The 15,222-nt window shown below is 60.9% G+C and carries 14 protein-coding genes and 1 pseudogene; 5 read left to right on the top strand and 10 right to left on the bottom strand.

Going from position 1 to position 15,222, the window contains the following annotated elements:
- Window positions 1–29: 29 nt before the first annotated feature.
- The 5 genes from BDI24065_RS06325 to BDI24065_RS06305 are packed head-to-tail and all read right to left on the bottom strand — an operon-like array spanning window position 30 to window position 5,318.
- Complete coding sequence (locus BDI24065_RS06325) at window positions 30–1,094, bottom strand: head maturation protease, ClpP-related (protein ID WP_175030502.1); 1,065 nt, start codon at window positions 1,092–1,094, stop codon at window positions 30–32.
- Window positions 1,091–2,584 carry a phage portal protein gene (locus BDI24065_RS06320; RefSeq protein ID WP_175030501.1) on the bottom strand — a complete coding sequence of 498 codons (1,494 nt, stop codon included), beginning with the start codon at window positions 2,582–2,584 and terminating at the stop codon, window positions 1,091–1,093. Before BDI24065_RS06320 ends, BDI24065_RS06325 begins: the two co-directional genes overlap by 4 nt.
- Window positions 2,581–2,787: a phage head-tail joining protein gene (locus BDI24065_RS06315; protein WP_034188735.1), complete on the bottom strand. Its 207-nt coding sequence runs from the start codon at window positions 2,785–2,787 to the stop codon at window positions 2,581–2,583. The genes BDI24065_RS06320 and BDI24065_RS06315 overlap by 4 nt, the downstream gene beginning before the upstream one ends.
- 13 nt (window positions 2,788–2,800) lie before the next feature.
- Window positions 2,801–4,786: a phage terminase large subunit family protein gene (locus BDI24065_RS06310; RefSeq protein ID WP_175030500.1), complete on the bottom strand. Its 1,986-nt coding sequence runs from the start codon at window positions 4,784–4,786 to the stop codon at window positions 2,801–2,803.
- Window position 4,787: 1 nt separating this feature from the next.
- The gene (locus tag BDI24065_RS06305; protein ID WP_175030499.1) at window positions 4,788–5,318 is read right to left on the bottom strand and encodes a MarR family transcriptional regulator; all 531 of its coding nucleotides are present in this window, start codon (window positions 5,316–5,318) and stop codon (window positions 4,788–4,790) included.
- Between the two features lie 215 nt (window positions 5,319–5,533).
- Between BDI24065_RS06305 and BDI24065_RS06300 the strand changes: the two genes are divergently transcribed.
- Window positions 5,534–5,803 (top strand): hypothetical protein, encoded by a 270-nt coding sequence (locus BDI24065_RS06300; RefSeq protein WP_175030498.1) that lies wholly within the window; start codon window positions 5,534–5,536, stop codon window positions 5,801–5,803.
- A gap of 374 nt (window positions 5,804–6,177) precedes the next feature.
- On the opposite strand, the gene BDI24065_RS06295 is transcribed toward BDI24065_RS06300, so the two are convergent.
- From BDI24065_RS06295 to BDI24065_RS06275, 5 genes are all read right to left on the bottom strand, one after another.
- On the bottom strand, window positions 6,178–7,269 hold the full coding sequence (locus tag BDI24065_RS06295) for a GTP pyrophosphokinase (protein WP_175030497.1): 1,092 nt from the start codon (window positions 7,267–7,269) through the stop codon (window positions 6,178–6,180).
- 368 nt (window positions 7,270–7,637) lie between these two features.
- Complete coding sequence (locus tag BDI24065_RS06290) at window positions 7,638–8,411, bottom strand: hypothetical protein (RefSeq protein WP_175030496.1); 774 nt, start codon at window positions 8,409–8,411, stop codon at window positions 7,638–7,640.
- 220 nt (window positions 8,412–8,631) lie between these two features.
- Window positions 8,632–11,139: a VapE domain-containing protein gene (locus BDI24065_RS06285; RefSeq protein WP_175030495.1), complete on the bottom strand. Its 2,508-nt coding sequence runs from the start codon at window positions 11,137–11,139 to the stop codon at window positions 8,632–8,634.
- A 268-nt stretch (window positions 11,140–11,407) separates the two neighbouring features.
- Window positions 11,408–11,791, bottom strand: a complete 384-nt coding sequence (locus BDI24065_RS06280; protein WP_175030494.1) for a hypothetical protein — start codon at window positions 11,789–11,791, stop codon at window positions 11,408–11,410.
- A complete protein-coding gene (locus BDI24065_RS06275; protein WP_175030687.1) occupies window positions 11,778–12,320 on the bottom strand; it encodes a phage regulatory CII family protein in 543 nt (180 codons plus the stop codon). Before BDI24065_RS06275 ends, BDI24065_RS06280 begins: the two co-directional genes overlap by 14 nt.
- 388 nt (window positions 12,321–12,708) lie before the next feature.
- Here BDI24065_RS06275 and BDI24065_RS06270 point away from each other — a divergent pair, with 388 nt between their 5' ends.
- The 4 genes and pseudogenes from BDI24065_RS06270 to BDI24065_RS06255 all read left to right on the top strand — a co-directional run.
- Window positions 12,709–13,137, top strand: a complete 429-nt coding sequence (locus BDI24065_RS06270) for a transcriptional regulator (protein ID WP_175030493.1) — start codon at window positions 12,709–12,711, stop codon at window positions 13,135–13,137.
- A 455-nt stretch (window positions 13,138–13,592) separates the two neighbouring features.
- On the top strand, window positions 13,593–13,811 hold the full coding sequence (locus tag BDI24065_RS06265; protein WP_175030492.1) for a hypothetical protein: 219 nt from the start codon (window positions 13,593–13,595) through the stop codon (window positions 13,809–13,811).
- A gap of 51 nt (window positions 13,812–13,862) precedes the next feature.
- A complete protein-coding gene (locus BDI24065_RS06260; protein WP_175030491.1) occupies window positions 13,863–14,225 on the top strand; it encodes a beta-hexosaminidase in 363 nt (120 codons plus the stop codon).
- Window positions 14,225–15,121: pseudogene (locus BDI24065_RS06255) on the top strand (pyridoxal phosphate biosynthetic protein PdxJ); the annotation flags it as partial. The gene BDI24065_RS06260 and the pseudogene BDI24065_RS06255, both read left to right, overlap by 1 nt.
- Window positions 15,122–15,222 lie beyond the last annotated feature (101 nt).

The following is a 15,222-nucleotide window of genomic DNA, read 5'->3' as shown; positions in this document are numbered from 1 at the left end:
AGTTTTCCCCTCCTCGGGTTACGTCAAAGTTACTTGCCGCTCTTGCGAGCCGCGTAGATGGACGCCGCTCGCGGCGCGTTCGCGACCACGGGCGCGTCTTGCAACGCAACCGGGGCAGCACGATGGTTGATCGGCTTCTGCGACGCCGTCACGCGCTCGAACAGCCGCGCGCGCACCTGATCCGGCGTCAGGCCGTCTGCGACGAAGCCAGCCGTCAGCTCGGTCAGGCTCGCAGCCAGACAGATACCGGCGATGTCCTGTGCGCTGCGGATCGCCGCGTCGACAGTCGCGCGATCGCGCAGTCCCGTCGCTAGCACAATGCCCTCGGCGCAGTGCTCGATCCGCGCGTCACGGCACGCCGCGTACACATGCGACGCCAGCGCAGTGATGTCGTGCGTTGCCGGCGGCTGCGGTGCAGGATCGACTGGCGGATTGACCGGCGGCACCTCGACGTCGTCCTCCAGTACCGCCACGATTTCGGCGGGCACCGCCGCATAGCGCGCAGCGAGCCGCGCTGCACCCGCGTATGCGGCGATGCGGATCGGATCGACAATCGCGTCGCAGAAACCTTGCTCCTTCGCTTGCGCAGCCGTCAGCCAGGTCTCGGCATCCATGATCGCGCGGACCTCCTCCTCGGTCCGGCCGCTGCGCTCAACGTACGCCGCCAGCATGTTTCCGGACGTGCTATCGAGCAGATCGGCGAGCTTGCGCAGATCGCCTGCCTCTCCGGCCGCGACCGTATGCGGGTTGTGAATCATCAACATGGCGTTCGACGGCATCTCGATCGTGTCGCATGCCATCAGAATCAGCGACGCTGCCGACGCGGCAACGCCATCGACGCGCCCCGTCACCTTGCCGGAATGCCGACGCAGCGCGTTGTAAATCGTGAACGCATCGAACACGTCACCGCCCATCGAGTTGATCGCGACAACGATCGATATCGCCGTCGCCGCTACCTCGTCGAGCTTCGAAGCGAACAGATCCGCGTCGGTGCCCCAGAATCCGATGTCACCGTAAATCTGGATCTCGACCGCCTTGCCGCCGTCCGCGTTCGCTTGCGCGCGGATGTCCCACCACCGCTTCTTCCCTTTCATTCGCCATCCCCATTAGAAAGATCGCCCGCCCCGTCGACCGGATCGAGCGTGTCATACCGAATCCCGAGGCGACGCTCGCGAGCAAGATCGTCCGAGTTCTCCCGGTCAACCTGCTCCGGATCGTCACCACGCGAAAGCACCGCACCTGTCCGGCTCGCCAGCCCGGAGCGGATCTCCATCCGCTTCGCCGTGACGTCCTGCACCGGATGGATGTATGGCCAGCCCTGCGGCACCCACCGCACCCGCAGATACTCGCGACGGCGTCGGTAGTAGTCCGGCATCGGCATCGCGCCAGACAACGCGCAAGCGTCAACCCACCAGCGCCAGACCTTCCGGCAAAACTGGTGAATGAACACGTTCCACTGGATCTGCTCGATCGACCGCCGGAACTCGTTCAAGATCACCCGAAGCACGCGGTCGCTCACGTCGCGCAAATCGCCGGTCATCACTTCGTACGGCATGCCGACCGATGCCGCAGCGGCCATCAGTTGCTGACGCATAAACGGGCCGTAGTCGGTCCCCGCGCCCGGCGGCTCGGCAAACGTAACGCTTTCACCCGGAGCCAGCTCCTGCATGCTCCCCGGTTCGAGCGACACGACCGGCGAGAAGCCGTCGACGTCGTACTCCATCGCAGCGCCGGTAACTGGATCGCCCATCAGACCCGGCTCGGCAGGCGGCTTCGTGACGAAGCCGACAAAGAGGTTGCTGACCTCCTGCCGGAACAGCACCGCATCGTCGAAGTTGTCCAGCGACTTGAGCCGCAGCAGCACGGTCGACAGCTCCGGAACACCGCGCACCTGGCCGGGCCGTAGCGCATAGAAAACGTGCGCGATCTCGTCGGCCGGCACGCGCACGGTCAGCATGTTGGTCGTCAACGCGCGCCCGTATTCGCCGGGATGCCGCTGCAGCAGGTGATACGCAACGCGTCGGCCGCCCGAGTCAAACTCGACGCCGTTGATGATCTCGCCCCCACCCGCCACGATCTCGTTCTTCTCCATCGGCAGCAGATCGCCTTCGAGTAGCTGGATCTGCATCGGAACCGCCAAACCCTCACGCGGACTGCGCAATCGGCGACGCACCAGCACCTCGCCATCGCTGAAGAACGAGCGCGCGGCGAGCGTCTGCACACCAGCCATGTCGAAGAGATCGTCCGCGTCGATCTCCTCGCAGCTATCCTCCCAAAGTTGCTTTTGCATCTTGCGCACCGCGTCGTTCGGATGTTGCGGGTGCGCCTGAATACCGTTCCCGATCGTGTTCGATACGAGTCGCGCGATCGCCGTTTTCGCCCATGGATCGTTGCGGATCGCATCGCGAGCACGAGACCGCAACAGCGGCAGGTTCTGCACCGCCGCCGCGTTCGGTCCCGCGCCCGATGCCCGCCACGACTTCGCCCGTGCGCCCGACGTGCTCGCCGACTCGTAGGCCGCCGCCTTCAGCCGCGTCGGCACCACGAACCCGCGCCGTGCGAGTGACGGATAGCCCGACTTCATCGCACCCCCTTGCCTGCGTGACGAATACGCACGATCGACGAACGTCCGGCCGCGCCGTTCAGGTCGCGAATGATCTCGGTGCGGGCTTCGCGCAGCTCGCCGATCGAGCGATATTTAACTCGCCGGTCGGCATACTGGACTTCCAGCTCGCCCTTCGCGATTGCCGACTGGATGCGCTCCAGATCCTGCTTTGTGTATGCCATGCGATTACCTCGTTTAGCGGCGCTTCAGGTACGTCGAGCGACCGACACGACGGCCCTGAAAGCGCGAAACCCCGCTCGGGGGCGGGGTTTCAGCGGGTTTTACTACAGGCGGCGACGGCCGCGGAGTCTCGATAACCTCGGGCACGTCCGGCGGATCAGGCGGCACCTCCGCAGGCACGGCCGACGGCAAGGCCTCCAGCACCGGAACCGCATCGAACAGCGAAACCTGCGACGCACGATGCTGCTCGACCTGCCAGTGCGCCTCGGTCATCAGGTGCACCTTCACGCTGCGGGCCGCGTGCAGCGCGTACCCTTCGCAGTCCAGCGCCTCGTTGCGCGGACTGATCTTCTTCCACACGCGCTTACCACCACGTGGCCCCGGCACCTTGACCTCCGCCGTGAGCTGCGACAGGTAGTCGCTGCGCACGCCGCTATACCAATGCATCCGCCCCGGCCCGTCGCCTTCGAGCTTCAGCCGGTTTTCGAGGATCAGATCCTTCGCACGGCTCACGCCGACCATATACGGCCGCAGCCCGTACTTCGCCGCCTTGCTGTTGTTGCGTGTCGAGTCGATCGACGCCTTCGGCACGCTGAAGATCTCCGCGTCGACGTTGCTACTGCCCTTGACGGCCATCACGTTGAAACCAGCCTGCTGCGCCGCGCGCACGTACTTGTATACGGCGTCCGACGTCGCTCCGTCCGACGAGTCGATCGACATTGCACGTACACGCAGCAGCCAGCCGTTCTCGTGCCGGTATGCGTGCGACAGCAGCGTCGTCAACGCGCCCCATACACCGCCCGTCAGCGGGTCTTGCTGCTGCTCCGTCACATTGCCGAAGATCTCGCCCCACAAAACGAGCCAGCTTTCCTCGCCGCGCCCCCATGCGCGCACTACGATCGCGAGCCGGTCGTGCTGCACGTCGACGCCAAGCGTCAACAGCAGGCCGCCGATCGGCACCGTCAGCTCCGCATATGGCAACGCACGTTGCGCGAGTACGTCCAGCTCGGGCAGATCGGTCTTGTACTTGTACGGTCGGCCCTGCGAGTTGTTCACGAACGAACGCATCTTCGTATCGTCACCCTCGCGCAGCGCCTTGTCGGCCGTCAGCCACTTCTTGACCAGCTCGGCCATGTTCGAGCCGGGGAACGGCGACACCAGCTCGTTGATGCGGAAGCCGGCAACGCCGTGAAACGGTGCCGTCGCAACCCATCGCCCGCGACGAACCGCGCGAATGCGCGTCGCGTCGTCCCACAAAGAGCCGCAATGCGGGCAGGTGTAACGGGCCGTCTCCGGTTGTGCACGGCCGTAGACCTCGTGCGCGACTTCGGCGCCCTCGCTCCACGTGACGTTTTCCCACGCCAGCTCATGCTCCTCGTCGCAATCAGGGCAAGGCACCAGATAGACGCGCTGATCCGAAGCCGCGTAGCCCTGCTGGATGCGCGACAGGCCATCAACAGTCGGCGTCCCGCCCAAGATCATCTTGCGTCGCCGAGCCGAATAGCTCTTGTTCCGCTCCTCCAGCAGCGTGATCGAGTCACCCTGTTCGCGGACGTTCGTGTTCGCGTCGTCCGGTTCCTCGACCGCGACGACCGGGGCCGGCGTCGACTTCACATCGTCCGGCGCGTTCGACGTGATGAACTTCAAAAAGCCGCGCGCGAACGTCTTGTGATCCCACAAGTTGTTTTTGTCACGTGCCGCGTGAACCGGCAATTTCGCCGACAGGCGAGGCGTCACCTCGACCATCGGTTCGAACTTCTCCAGGTTGAACTTCTTCGCCGTCTTCTCTTTCGGGAACATGACGATCATCGGACACGGGTCGACATCGATCCGCTTGCCGATGTAGTTCAGCAGCACGCCGTCCGTCCACGCAACCTGAGCCGACTTCATGCACACGACCTTCTGCACAGTCGGATCGTCCAGCGCTTCATGCATGCCGAACACCCACGGCGTGATGCTCGGGTTATAGCGGCCGGGGCTGGCTGATCCCTTCGCGCTCAACCTACGATGCTTGCGCGCCCAATCCGTCGTCCCAATCCGCTCCGGCGGACGCAGCATCTTCGCGATCCGGCGAATCACCGCGTGGACTGTCTGGGTCGTATTCAGAAAGCTGCTCAAGGCATCCATATATATGCTCGTTCAACCATTCGACGTCCACCTCGACGCCGTATAGCGTGTGCAGCTCCTGCACCAGCTTGTCGGAGAGCGACAGCAGTTCCGTTTGAAATGCGCCGACCATCAGGCCATACGCCTGTTCGAGCTGCGCCGCGTTGACGAGCTGTCCCTTCTTCTCGGCCAGCGTCAACAGCTTGATCTCGCGGTCGACGATCTCGGTCTTCGCCCGTTCGGCAACGAGATCGATGCCCGTACCGCTGGAGCGACCGGCCGCAACCTCGCGCAAATTCCGGATGTACGCGATGCGGATCTCGTCGATCGACGTCACACGGTAATCGAGCCGCACCTTGTCGACGAACCTTGAAACGGCCGACTGATCAAGGTCGAGATGATCGGCAATCTGCTGCTGAGTCGGCATGAATATGACCCCCTATGGAAACTCGCCAGTAGAGAAAAAACGCGGGTGCGAGCCCCCGCGTGTGCGCGCCCCCTGAGGGTCCCCGCCACGGTCAACGTTTCGACGGAACCACGGCACCTGGCGGATTGGTTTCATCGACACACGGCCGAAGCGTGAGTCAAATCGATCCGATGGCACTGTAGAATCGCGCGTCCAAACCACCACAGGAGATCCACATGAGCGACGCGACCAAGAAAATCGCAGAAGCAATGGAAGCTGAGGCCCAGATCAAGCAACAACTCGTTGCTGACAACATGGCGCTTTACACCGTTGTACGCGCACTCGCCGAAGCCAACGCGAACAATCCAACATTTGTCGCCTCTGTCGATACGCTGACAGAGCTGCGCGTATCGAAGCTCATCGCGTCGCAAGCGTCCGATGAGATCATCGAGACGTTCAAGCAGTCGGTACGCGACCTGCTCCCGGAAGCACTGCGGAAGATCTAAGCGATTCACGGACGCTGCGCTCGGCGTAGATCAACATGGCGATCCGACAGCCAGATTCGTCCACCGCGCTCAGGCTCGCCGACAAAGCCCTGAGCGCATCCGCTTCTTCCCCATCCGCCAAGCCATACGCCTTCGGATCGTCTTGCACCGCCTCATTGACAGCCGCCACCACCCGTTCGCCAAGAATCAGGTCAACCCTGCCAGTTACAGAGTTTGTACACATCGCACACTCCAATGCAAAAAGCCCTGAGGGCTTGCGCACTCAGGGCTTCGATATTCATTTCGTAAAGGCAAACGCCCTGCTAACAGATCCCGACAAACAGCTATCGTTGCTGGTCGCAGTGGTCCCGAGCTTCAGGAACCTTTTAAGTCAATCACGCGCCACGAGAATCAACGACGGACTTAAAAACCTCCATCAATCGCTCTGGCATAGTGACGTCACCATCAAAAAACTCGTTCACGTATGTTTTAACTATCGCAATGGTTCCACTCGAGAGAACCTTAACATAGGAAAGGTACATCAGAACGATTCCTTTCTTGACCTCGTCATAGCCAGGATCGTCGTCAGGAAACTCTTCGAACGTCTTCGACCTATTAATCCACGCTCGCGCAAAATCCAAAATTAACTGCCTATACTTCGTCAATTCACTGACCACCTGATCAATGGTAATAATTCCGAGAAAACGAAGCATAGCAGCATCTCGCGAAGCCATATCATCATTGATGCTGACCAGCATCCAATTTCCAATATTGGCGATTTCTCGATCAAGATCAGCAACAATGGCACTCTGCTCGACAAACACTGAAAGCGACAGCATATCAACAGTCACTTCTGCAGGTTTTTCTACAATCTCACTAGGCAATTGACCAGCATATTCCGTCAACTGGTCCCGAATCGTCATAAACTCCTGATCCGCCAGTTCAAACAATCCAGCCAACCTATAGAACCTTCGACGCACAAGCTTAGGAACTGCCGCGTCGAATTTGTAACCGAGGTCGTGCTCAATTTCCGCCCATGCGTGTTGAAGTATTGAACGTATTTGAACTTCAGCCTTAAGACTCTTGATCTTCTTATTTTCCGGAAGATTTCGCCGCGCGTCACCCAACGAAACTATGTGATGAACCGATCGGTACCCGAACTCATTATCGTCAAGCTGGGCAGACTTATTTTCGTAGTTCTTCTCGTCAATTGAAAACTCCCGCCTAACTAGCGCCTCCACACGCGCGACGTCGTCCTCAAAGTAGGTGACAATTCGCAAACCACAAATGTCAGTAATATCTGCAAGGCATGCGTACTTGCCACTGGGCTTGCTTGCGATTTTCTTTTCCAGGCTGTCCCGTTCTTTTCTACGAAAGGTTACCGAATGTACCCGTATCGAATCACCGTCAAGCAGATCTGCCATCAGGTCGGTAAGCTTTTTCCCAAGAATTCGATACGATCCTTCCGCTGCGTCGTACTCGTTCAAGATTTCGTAACACTTTGCGTCCGCCATTTCGCCCCCGGTAGCCGATTCCGTAATAGTCGATAGTAGCCATTTTCACGGGCCTGCGTCTACAAGACGCGGGAGAACGAGGTTCACGCGACAATTACAAAGGAACAAAAATGGAAAGGCCCTGAGGATTTTTCATCAGGGCCTTGGCTGCATTTCTTGAGGGCGAACGCCCGCCCAACAGAGCCCGTCAGACAGTTATCGTTATTGGTCGCGGCGCTCCCGCGATTCAGTACGCCTGTCGGGCGATTGTTGCGACACGAGTGTGCGGTCGCTCACGTATCCAGTGACGCGGTAAAGGATGTGCAAAGTTTACGCGATCCGCTCTTGAAATGGAATACGTTTCATCCTCGCAATTGCCGACGTAATGTGTCGTATACCGATCCATCTACCGTATCCAACAGCGCGAGCATGTCGTGAAAGCGCCAGGACCAGTTCTTCCGACACTCGTCGAGCGATACTCCGAGCGCGTGCGCCCGGCCAGCGTCGTCGACCTGTCGCTTGCCAGAACCGGAACAGTCAGGGCAAATGTGCCGGCCCTTCCCATCCGGAGCCGGTGACGCCGCGATCCGCCCCATCCCACCGCAGTCGTCGCATGGTTCGTATTCCCGAAAGACCAGCGGCCCGTTACGGCCTTCGAAGAACGGGATACGCTCCTCCGATACGCACACCTTCCCGCTGCCCCCACATACATCACAAGCATGCGTGGACGTCGTAACGGGACGCGCACGACGCACGACGCCGCGCCCTTCGCACTCGACACACTGGTCGTTCACCCACTCGTCCAGCAACCGCAGGGCGAAGCGCTCAACGATGTCGACCTTCGATTTCTCAACAACATGCCCCGCACGTTGTTCGCGACTCTCGTCGCGCGACAGGCCCGTGAATCGCGCACGCTTGAATCGGCCCGACGTCCGGATCATCTGCGCCAACAGCAACGTTGCACGTCGAACCATCGCAGGCGTCGGCAGCGGCCCAGCCTTGATTCGGGCGAGCGCGCTACCGAGTTCGTTCGCAAAGGCGAGCGCGCCCAAAGTAACTTTAGGATCGGCAATCGGGTCGGTGAACTGACCACGAACGCTCATCGCAACGCCCACCCGCTCTTTCAAATCGATCATGGCTATCTCCTACTCGTCCTAATGTCCCAATGTCCCAAGGGGAAAAGCTTGCAGGGGTGCGCGCCTGCGACATGCGACATGCGCCGCTCACGTCGCGCATGTCGCGCCCCTGCACACGCGCCCGAGACCGCGCCTTGGGACATTGGGACATGGGACGTCCGCAGCGCGCCAAGACGGGGCAAGTGGCGCGCTTACCGTGCACGCACAGCGCGCCACGCGATCACAGCGGACTGTCGTCATCACCCGCTGCGACCAGTTCGCGTTCCGCTTCCGGCTCGTGCTCTTCCTTGACGTAGTACCAACCGCGCGACCCGGTCGACTCGCGCTTGCGCACCCACCCGAGCGATTTCAACGCCTTGCCGATGCGGCGCTGCTCTGCGAGCGTCCACTTCGACGTGTCCAGCTTCAGGATGTCCGCCAGGATTTCTTCCATCGTGGTACGTGACACGAATTCCAGGGCCTTGGCGATCTTGTCCTCGTACACGTCGCCTTCGTAGCGCTCCGCCTGCTCGATCTCGAACAGCGGGCGTTCATGCTCTTCGACGTGCCACACGACACCCGTGCGATACAGGTGCACGGCTTCCGCCCAGAGCTGTTCACGAACGGCTACGATGCCGTCGATGTCGACCAGACCGCCGACACGCAGCGGCCAGTAGCGCCGGTTGCCCGACTCGTCCTTCAGGTACGTGTCGAAGTTGACAGAGCCAGCAAACACGCACTGACGCGGTACGTCGGTCGCACGCTTGCCGTAGAAGTTGCGGAACCGGTCGACGGCCGTCGCGAAGAAGCTCTTCACCGCCGACGAGTCGGCCTTGTTCAACGAGTCCAGTTCGGCCAGCTCGATCACCCACTTGCCCGCCAGCACCGCGTACGTGTCTTTGTTGCCGATCTGGATCGGCGTGTCGGTGAACCACGGAGCGCTGGCCAGCACCTTCAGCGCCGTCGATTTGCGATGCCCCTGTTTGCCTTCGAGGATCAGGACGTTGTCGACCTTGCAGCCCGGCTCCATCACGCGCGCGACGGCCGCGATCATCCACTTCATGAACGCGAGCTGCACATACTCGCTGTCGGCAACACGCAGGTATGTCGACGGCATCGATCGCACGCGCGACACGCCGTCCCATTTCAGCCCCTCGAGGTATTCGCGCACGTCGTGGAAGTGGGTCGCATCCGCCACCAGCAGAACCGCGTTCATCACGACATCGGTACGCACCGAGAGGCCGTATCGCTGCGACAACCAGAGCGCGCAGCGCTGGTCGTCCATGTCGGTCCACTCGCCCTTCACACCTTGCATGAACGGTGGCGCTTTGCGCTTCATCACCCGTCCGCCGAAGTCGTCCTGCTCGATGACGCCCTGCCATGCCTTGTGATTCGAGAGGATCATGTGCACGTTGCCGAGCGTCGGCAGCAGCGTGCCCTTGTCCGACCGCGCAAGATCCTGCTCCCACGTGTGTGCGCCGTTCTCTGCCTCACGGCCATCCCATTCCGGCCGTTTCGCGGCAGCGGACGTCGCGACAGGTTTGGACGGAGTGACGTCCGCGGTCGACACGTCGACCGTTGCCGGCCGGATCCCTTCGTTCGCTGGCGCGATGACGCGCAAGATTGCCGCCTGCAGCTGCGCCTCGATAGCTTCGAAGCCCTCTTCGACATGCAGGTCGTTGAAATCGGTCAGCTTGCGCTCGCCGCGATTCGCGAATGCCGGATAGACGACGCTGACGTCGCCGACCGTCGCTGCCGCCTCGTACGCGCGTTTCAGGCCGGTATTCTCGAAGCGCTTACGGCGCTGCGGCATCACGTCGTTACCGTAGCTCACCTCAACGTACGGCACGCCGTTGTCGTCGCGACGTCGAGACGCGGCGACCATGTACCACGTGTTCTTCGCCTCGATCCGCACCGGGTCGGCACCAAACACCAGTTCATCCCGGAAAGCGAACTCGTCGGCGAGCCAATCGCGCACGCGCTGCTCGATCTTCCAGTCGTCGTCGGCGCAGACCAGCACATGCACATCCGGATACGTCGCGCGCAGATAGCGCACGGCTGGTAGGATGCCGCCCGCATCGAAGCAGACATTGACGGCGAACGCGTCGTCGATCGCCATGCGGATCGAACGCGCAGTCGCGTAGCCTTCGGCGACCAGCACGATCTGGTCGTCTGCGCCGACCTCACCGAGCAGGTACGAAGCGCCCTTCTTTTCCATGCCCTTGTTGAAGCGCTTCGCCCCGTCCGGCGTGATCTTCTGCAGGCCGACGAGACGGGTATCCTCGCCATATTGGTACATCGGCACGAAGATCGTGCCGTCCGCGTCGAACCGCACGCCTTCGGCCGTGATGCGCTTGCGGCCCAGGTACGCGGACTCGCCATGTTCGGCCGCACGGTTCCACTGGTCCCGCGCACGGTTCGCGGCGAGTTTCGCCTGACGTGCATCACGCTCGGCCTGCTCACGGTCAGCAGCTTCCTGCCGGCGACGCGTCTCCGCGAGCACTTCCTCGCTCATCGGTGCACCGCTCCACTCGAATCGCTCGGTGCCCGGATCGTCGCCCGAGAAGTGACCGAACGTTCCGCCATAGCCGATTACCGTGCCCTTGCTGACGATCTCGCGAAGCTGATACCAGTATTTCTTGCGCGGCCCGTACCGATGATGTTTGCCGTCCGCGACCGGATGGCCGGTGGGTAGGTCGGGATGCCCTGCCGCACGCAATTGCCGAATGATCTGGTCCAGTGTCGCCATACAATAATTCCCTCTTTCAAAGTCACTTTGGCCGCGTGGTGCGGCCAGATCACAATTCGTTGAGTAGCAACCGCGACCACCCCTAGCGCTTCACTCTTTCGTTCAGCAGCTCGAGCAGCCGTCGATCGCGCTCGGCCCGGTGGGAAAAATTGCGCCAAACACCTCGCCCGGCTGCGTAGCAGTGCTGCCCGCTCGGCCTGCGGCGAATGTGCGATGCGCCATGTCTAAGCCCGCTACTCGTTGCACTCACCTTCACTTCGGTCTCCGGTTATTTGCCGCGCAGTCGACGCCACTCGGCCGACATGGAATCGTCGAACGCCGCGAGGTCCAGCGCGCAGAGACGATCGGTTAGCTGGTCGCGGAACGCGTGACGTTCCGCCTTGGTTGCGAGCGCGGCGCATGCGCGCGCAGCTCGGTCGACGAACGACCGTACGTTCCCCACTGCACTCGCTTCTGCAAGAATCGGAGCGAGGCGATCGGGGAACGTGACAATCAGTTCGGATAGCAAGCGCCCCGCTTCAGCGGGGGCACATTCGAAGCGGGATGCGAGTGTCGTGACAGCGCACGCCAATTGCTGCTCAGGCGAACAACAGAGGCCGATCTGTTCACGCTCGGGTCGGCAGCACCCCATGCCGGACTTAAACCGTTCCATGACGGCGACGGCGACGTGCGGCGAGATTGCGAGCAGCGTGAATCAGACGCTGGAACAAGCGCTGGCCCTTGCGGCCGGTCGCGATGATCTTCTCGGCGTGTTGGTCGTCGATTCGCTGATCAGCCAGCGCACGCGTCACGTCGTCAGCGACGAGACCAACATGCGCCTGCAGGTGCAGCGCTGTCGAAACGAGGCGCAGCGTGCCGGGTTCGCCGACGTCGTCAGCGGCGTGGTCATCGACGTGTTCGGCGACCAGCCCGAAGCGCGCGTTCAACGCGTGCACCGCGTCGAGCGCAAAGACCTCACTCTCGGCCTTTTCCTGCATCCACTCGATCAGCAGCTCGAACATTTCCATCGACAAGCGACTGTCGCCGACACCACGCAGACGCAAGCGAAGCGATTCCGGCGTGATGTTCTTACCGCGCCGTATCGTGAGGTGATTCGCGGCGTCGGCGACACCGCCTGGCGTGTTGCGAACGGACGTATAGAGGACGTCCAGCCATTCGGTACTGTCGTATCGGCAGGTCATAGCGGGAGATTGGTAGACGGCAACTTTCATCCTGTTGCGTACTTGTAGCCGCAACTAAGATTCGGCTCATGAGCCGCGTAACCACTGCGGTCACGCAACGGCGGAGTGTCACAACGACTTGTCGTGTGAATCCAGAGAAGCAAACAGGTCAGGACGCGCAAGCTTCAAGAACAAGAGACGCGCTCGCGGAATGCCGTTTCGACGCCATTCCGATACGGAGGGCATACGGACTTCGCAAAGTTGAGCGGTTGCGGCCGTACCACCAAATGCATCGATCACGGCGCACGCGTACGGATCTCGATTCAGGAGCGTGTTCATGCCGCCATGTTAGGCGCTCCTTATACAAAAAGCAAGGCATTCCTAATGTCCATTCAGTTAGGCTTTCCTAATGACGACACTAGCCGAACGCCTGGAACAGGCAATGAAGTTGCCGCCCGAGAAAAAGGCAGCAGATCTGGCGCGAGCGTGCCGAGTGCGAGCGCCCTCGGTCAGCGACTGGTTAAGCGGGAAAACCAAAAAGATGGAGGGCGCGAACTTGCTGCTCGCGGCCGAATTCCTGAACGTTGATCCTTGGTGGCTCGCCACTGGCGAAGGGCAGATGGTGCGTCGTGCCAATGCCCCTGCACCACAAAGACAGGAAACTCTAGGCGCGCATGCTCAAGCGCTAGTTGATGCTCTTGCTAAAGCTGACAAGGTTGGATTGCCGTCCACGGCATTTGTCGCGCTACTGGATACGCTCAAGGTGTTTGAAGATCTGCGCGGACAGCAGTCCGGTGATCTTCTCGATCTGAATGCCCCTGACCCGCAAGAGGGGTAAGGTTCCAGTCAAACACAGCAGCTCTGCGGTGCGTTCCGACCTGCCCGGAACGTATCCCGCGTCCCCTGATCGGGCCGCCCAGAATCTCAACATCCCAATCGAAGTCTCCGCTGCCGTGCGGGGCGATGACTCGTACCAAGATGCCGATACGCGACCGGTTCCGGCATCGGCTGACGATCGCCACATCGCCCGGTTTGCAACGCAATTCCCCTGTTGACATAGCCCCGCAACAACCTCCCCTAGGCAATATTCTGGCTTAACTACTGTATAAAAATACAGTATTTGGTCGAAAGAATACAACACCTTTCAAGAAGATTCACCGAGATCGCTTCGCGCGCATACGCGCCGAAATCGCGACATTGACGAAAGAGTTAGGAATTCCTATTGCAAATAGACAAAGGAATGCCTAACATTCGACTCCAATGCTGCCGCTCGCGCAGTCTTCGGAGAAGCCCATGAAAATGTTCGACCATCAGTCCACCGATCGCCACGAATGGCTCCGTGACGAACACACGCCCCGCATCACGCCTTCCGAACCGGCCCGCCAAAGCAACTTTGAAAAATCGCCGATCTTCCGCTGGACGGTCGTCGCCGGCCTCCTGTTTGTCGCGGTGAACGTGTTCCAAGACGATCCGGCAGTCGTGCCGCCGACCGCGTACCGCGTCACCGTCTAATCCGCCCCGACTCTGCCGGGGCATGCGCCCCCGGCGTCATGGAGACCCACCATGTCGCGAATCAAAGCCCGCACCCTCCCCATCGTCGACGTCGAACGTCGCGACACCCTCTCGCTGCGCACGATCGTCCGTTACGACCCGAACGCTCGACGCCCCTCAACCGCTATCCTCGTCGGCAAATACGTTGTTGGTCGCCGTCCCTTGCCGGACAGCGTACACACGGAGTATTTGATCCTCGACGGCACTGAGATTGCCCGCAAGCAGATCTCGATCCCGGACGAAGGCACCTGCGCCGACGCAATCAAGCGTCTCCGCGACGCGAAGCGGGCAGCTGCTATCGAGGCATCGAAGGCGATCAACAAGGCGAAGAAGCCCGGCAAGGCTCGCACCGCGACGACGCGCGAGGTTGCGTAATGGACGATCGCACGCAACAGCTCGACCTTACAGCGCCGATCCCAACCGGGAACACGAAAGCTGCAGCAGCCGCTGCCGGCGCAACATCGGCGGACCTGTGGATGACGCCTTACGAATCGCTCCGCTATGACCCACGCGACAACGTTCGCCCGGTAGATCCGGAGTGGGTCAAGGAGCTGACCGCGTTGATGATGCAGAACGGATATGACAAGGCCGCCCCGATGCACTGCTATGTGCGCAAGGTGGACGGGAAAGACTACTTCTACGTCTTCAAGGGCCAGCACCGCTACCTCTCAGCGGGCGCAGCGATTAAGGCCGGGAAGGATCTGGGAAAGATTCCGATTGTCGTGCTGGATTCTCGCGAAGTGAAGCGACCGAAGATGGTCGTCGACGGTTACTTGAGCAATCGCTCAAAGCCATCGTCGCCGCTCGATCTCGCCACCTCGATTGCTGAACTGCGTGACGTTCACAAAATGAACGCGGACGAGATCTGCGCCCAGCTAAACATTTCCGAGCAGTCGATCCGTGATGCAGCACTGCTTGAAAAGGCACCCGCCGAACTGCACGACCTCGTCCGCAACGGCTCGATCGCAGGCACCCTCGCGATCGAAGAGATCCGCACGCACGGCGGCGACAAGGCGCTTGAACGCATCGTATCCGGGCTGTCGAAAGCGAAGGAAGCCGGTAAGAACAAGGTCACGAAAAAGCACCTGACCGGCGGCACGTCGAGCACCGAGCCGGCAGCGACCAAAGCAGCGAAGATCAACGACGCGTGTGCAAAGCAACTTTTGCAAGCGTTGCAGGCGGTCCTGCACGACCCCGTTTTCGGCAAGCTATCCCCCGGAACGATCCGCGGTGTCCACACAGCGCTCTCGCCGCTCGCCGATCTCCTCGACACTCCGCAAAAAGCACGAATCTATCGTAAGCGGTCTATAAAGCACGCCTCTCTAGATCCCTGGCACGTCACACTCGGTTAAGATCGGCTTGCGGTGGGGCA

Source organism: Burkholderia lata, assembly GCF_902499025.1.
Classification (GTDB): Bacteria; Pseudomonadota; Gammaproteobacteria; order Burkholderiales; family Burkholderiaceae; genus Burkholderia; species Burkholderia lata_C.
The sequence above is the reverse complement of the archived record's forward strand: the minus strand, read 5'-3'. Positions and strand labels throughout refer to the sequence as shown.

Coding starts and splice junctions, on each gene's coding strand:
- BDI24065_RS06325 (WP_175030502.1), bottom strand. CDS start 1,094: ATGAAAGGGAAGAAGCGGTGGTGGGACATCCGCGCGCAAGCGAACGCG.
- BDI24065_RS06320 (WP_175030501.1), bottom strand. CDS start 2,584: ATGAAGTCGGGCTATCCGTCACTCGCACGGCGCGGGTTCGTGGTGCCG.
- BDI24065_RS06315 (WP_034188735.1), bottom strand. CDS start 2,787: ATGGCATACACAAAGCAGGATCTGGAGCGCATCCAGTCGGCAATCGCG.
- BDI24065_RS06305 (WP_175030499.1), bottom strand. CDS start 5,318: ATGCCGACTCAGCAGCAGATTGCCGATCATCTCGACCTTGATCAGTCG.
- BDI24065_RS06300 (WP_175030498.1), top strand. CDS start 5,534: ATGAGCGACGCGACCAAGAAAATCGCAGAAGCAATGGAAGCTGAGGCC.
- BDI24065_RS06290 (WP_175030496.1), bottom strand. CDS start 8,411: ATGATCGATTTGAAAGAGCGGGTGGGCGTTGCGATGAGCGTTCGTGGT.
- BDI24065_RS06285 (WP_175030495.1), bottom strand. CDS start 11,139: ATGGCGACACTGGACCAGATCATTCGGCAATTGCGTGCGGCAGGGCAT.
- BDI24065_RS06280 (WP_175030494.1), bottom strand. CDS start 11,791: ATGGAACGGTTTAAGTCCGGCATGGGGTGCTGCCGACCCGAGCGTGAA.
- BDI24065_RS06275 (WP_175030687.1), bottom strand. CDS start 12,320: ATGACCTGCCGATACGACAGTACCGAATGGCTGGACGTCCTCTATACG.
- BDI24065_RS06270 (WP_175030493.1), top strand. CDS start 12,709: ATGACGACACTAGCCGAACGCCTGGAACAGGCAATGAAGTTGCCGCCC.
- BDI24065_RS06265 (WP_175030492.1), top strand. CDS start 13,593: ATGAAAATGTTCGACCATCAGTCCACCGATCGCCACGAATGGCTCCGT.
- BDI24065_RS06260 (WP_175030491.1), top strand. CDS start 13,863: ATGTCGCGAATCAAAGCCCGCACCCTCCCCATCGTCGACGTCGAACGT.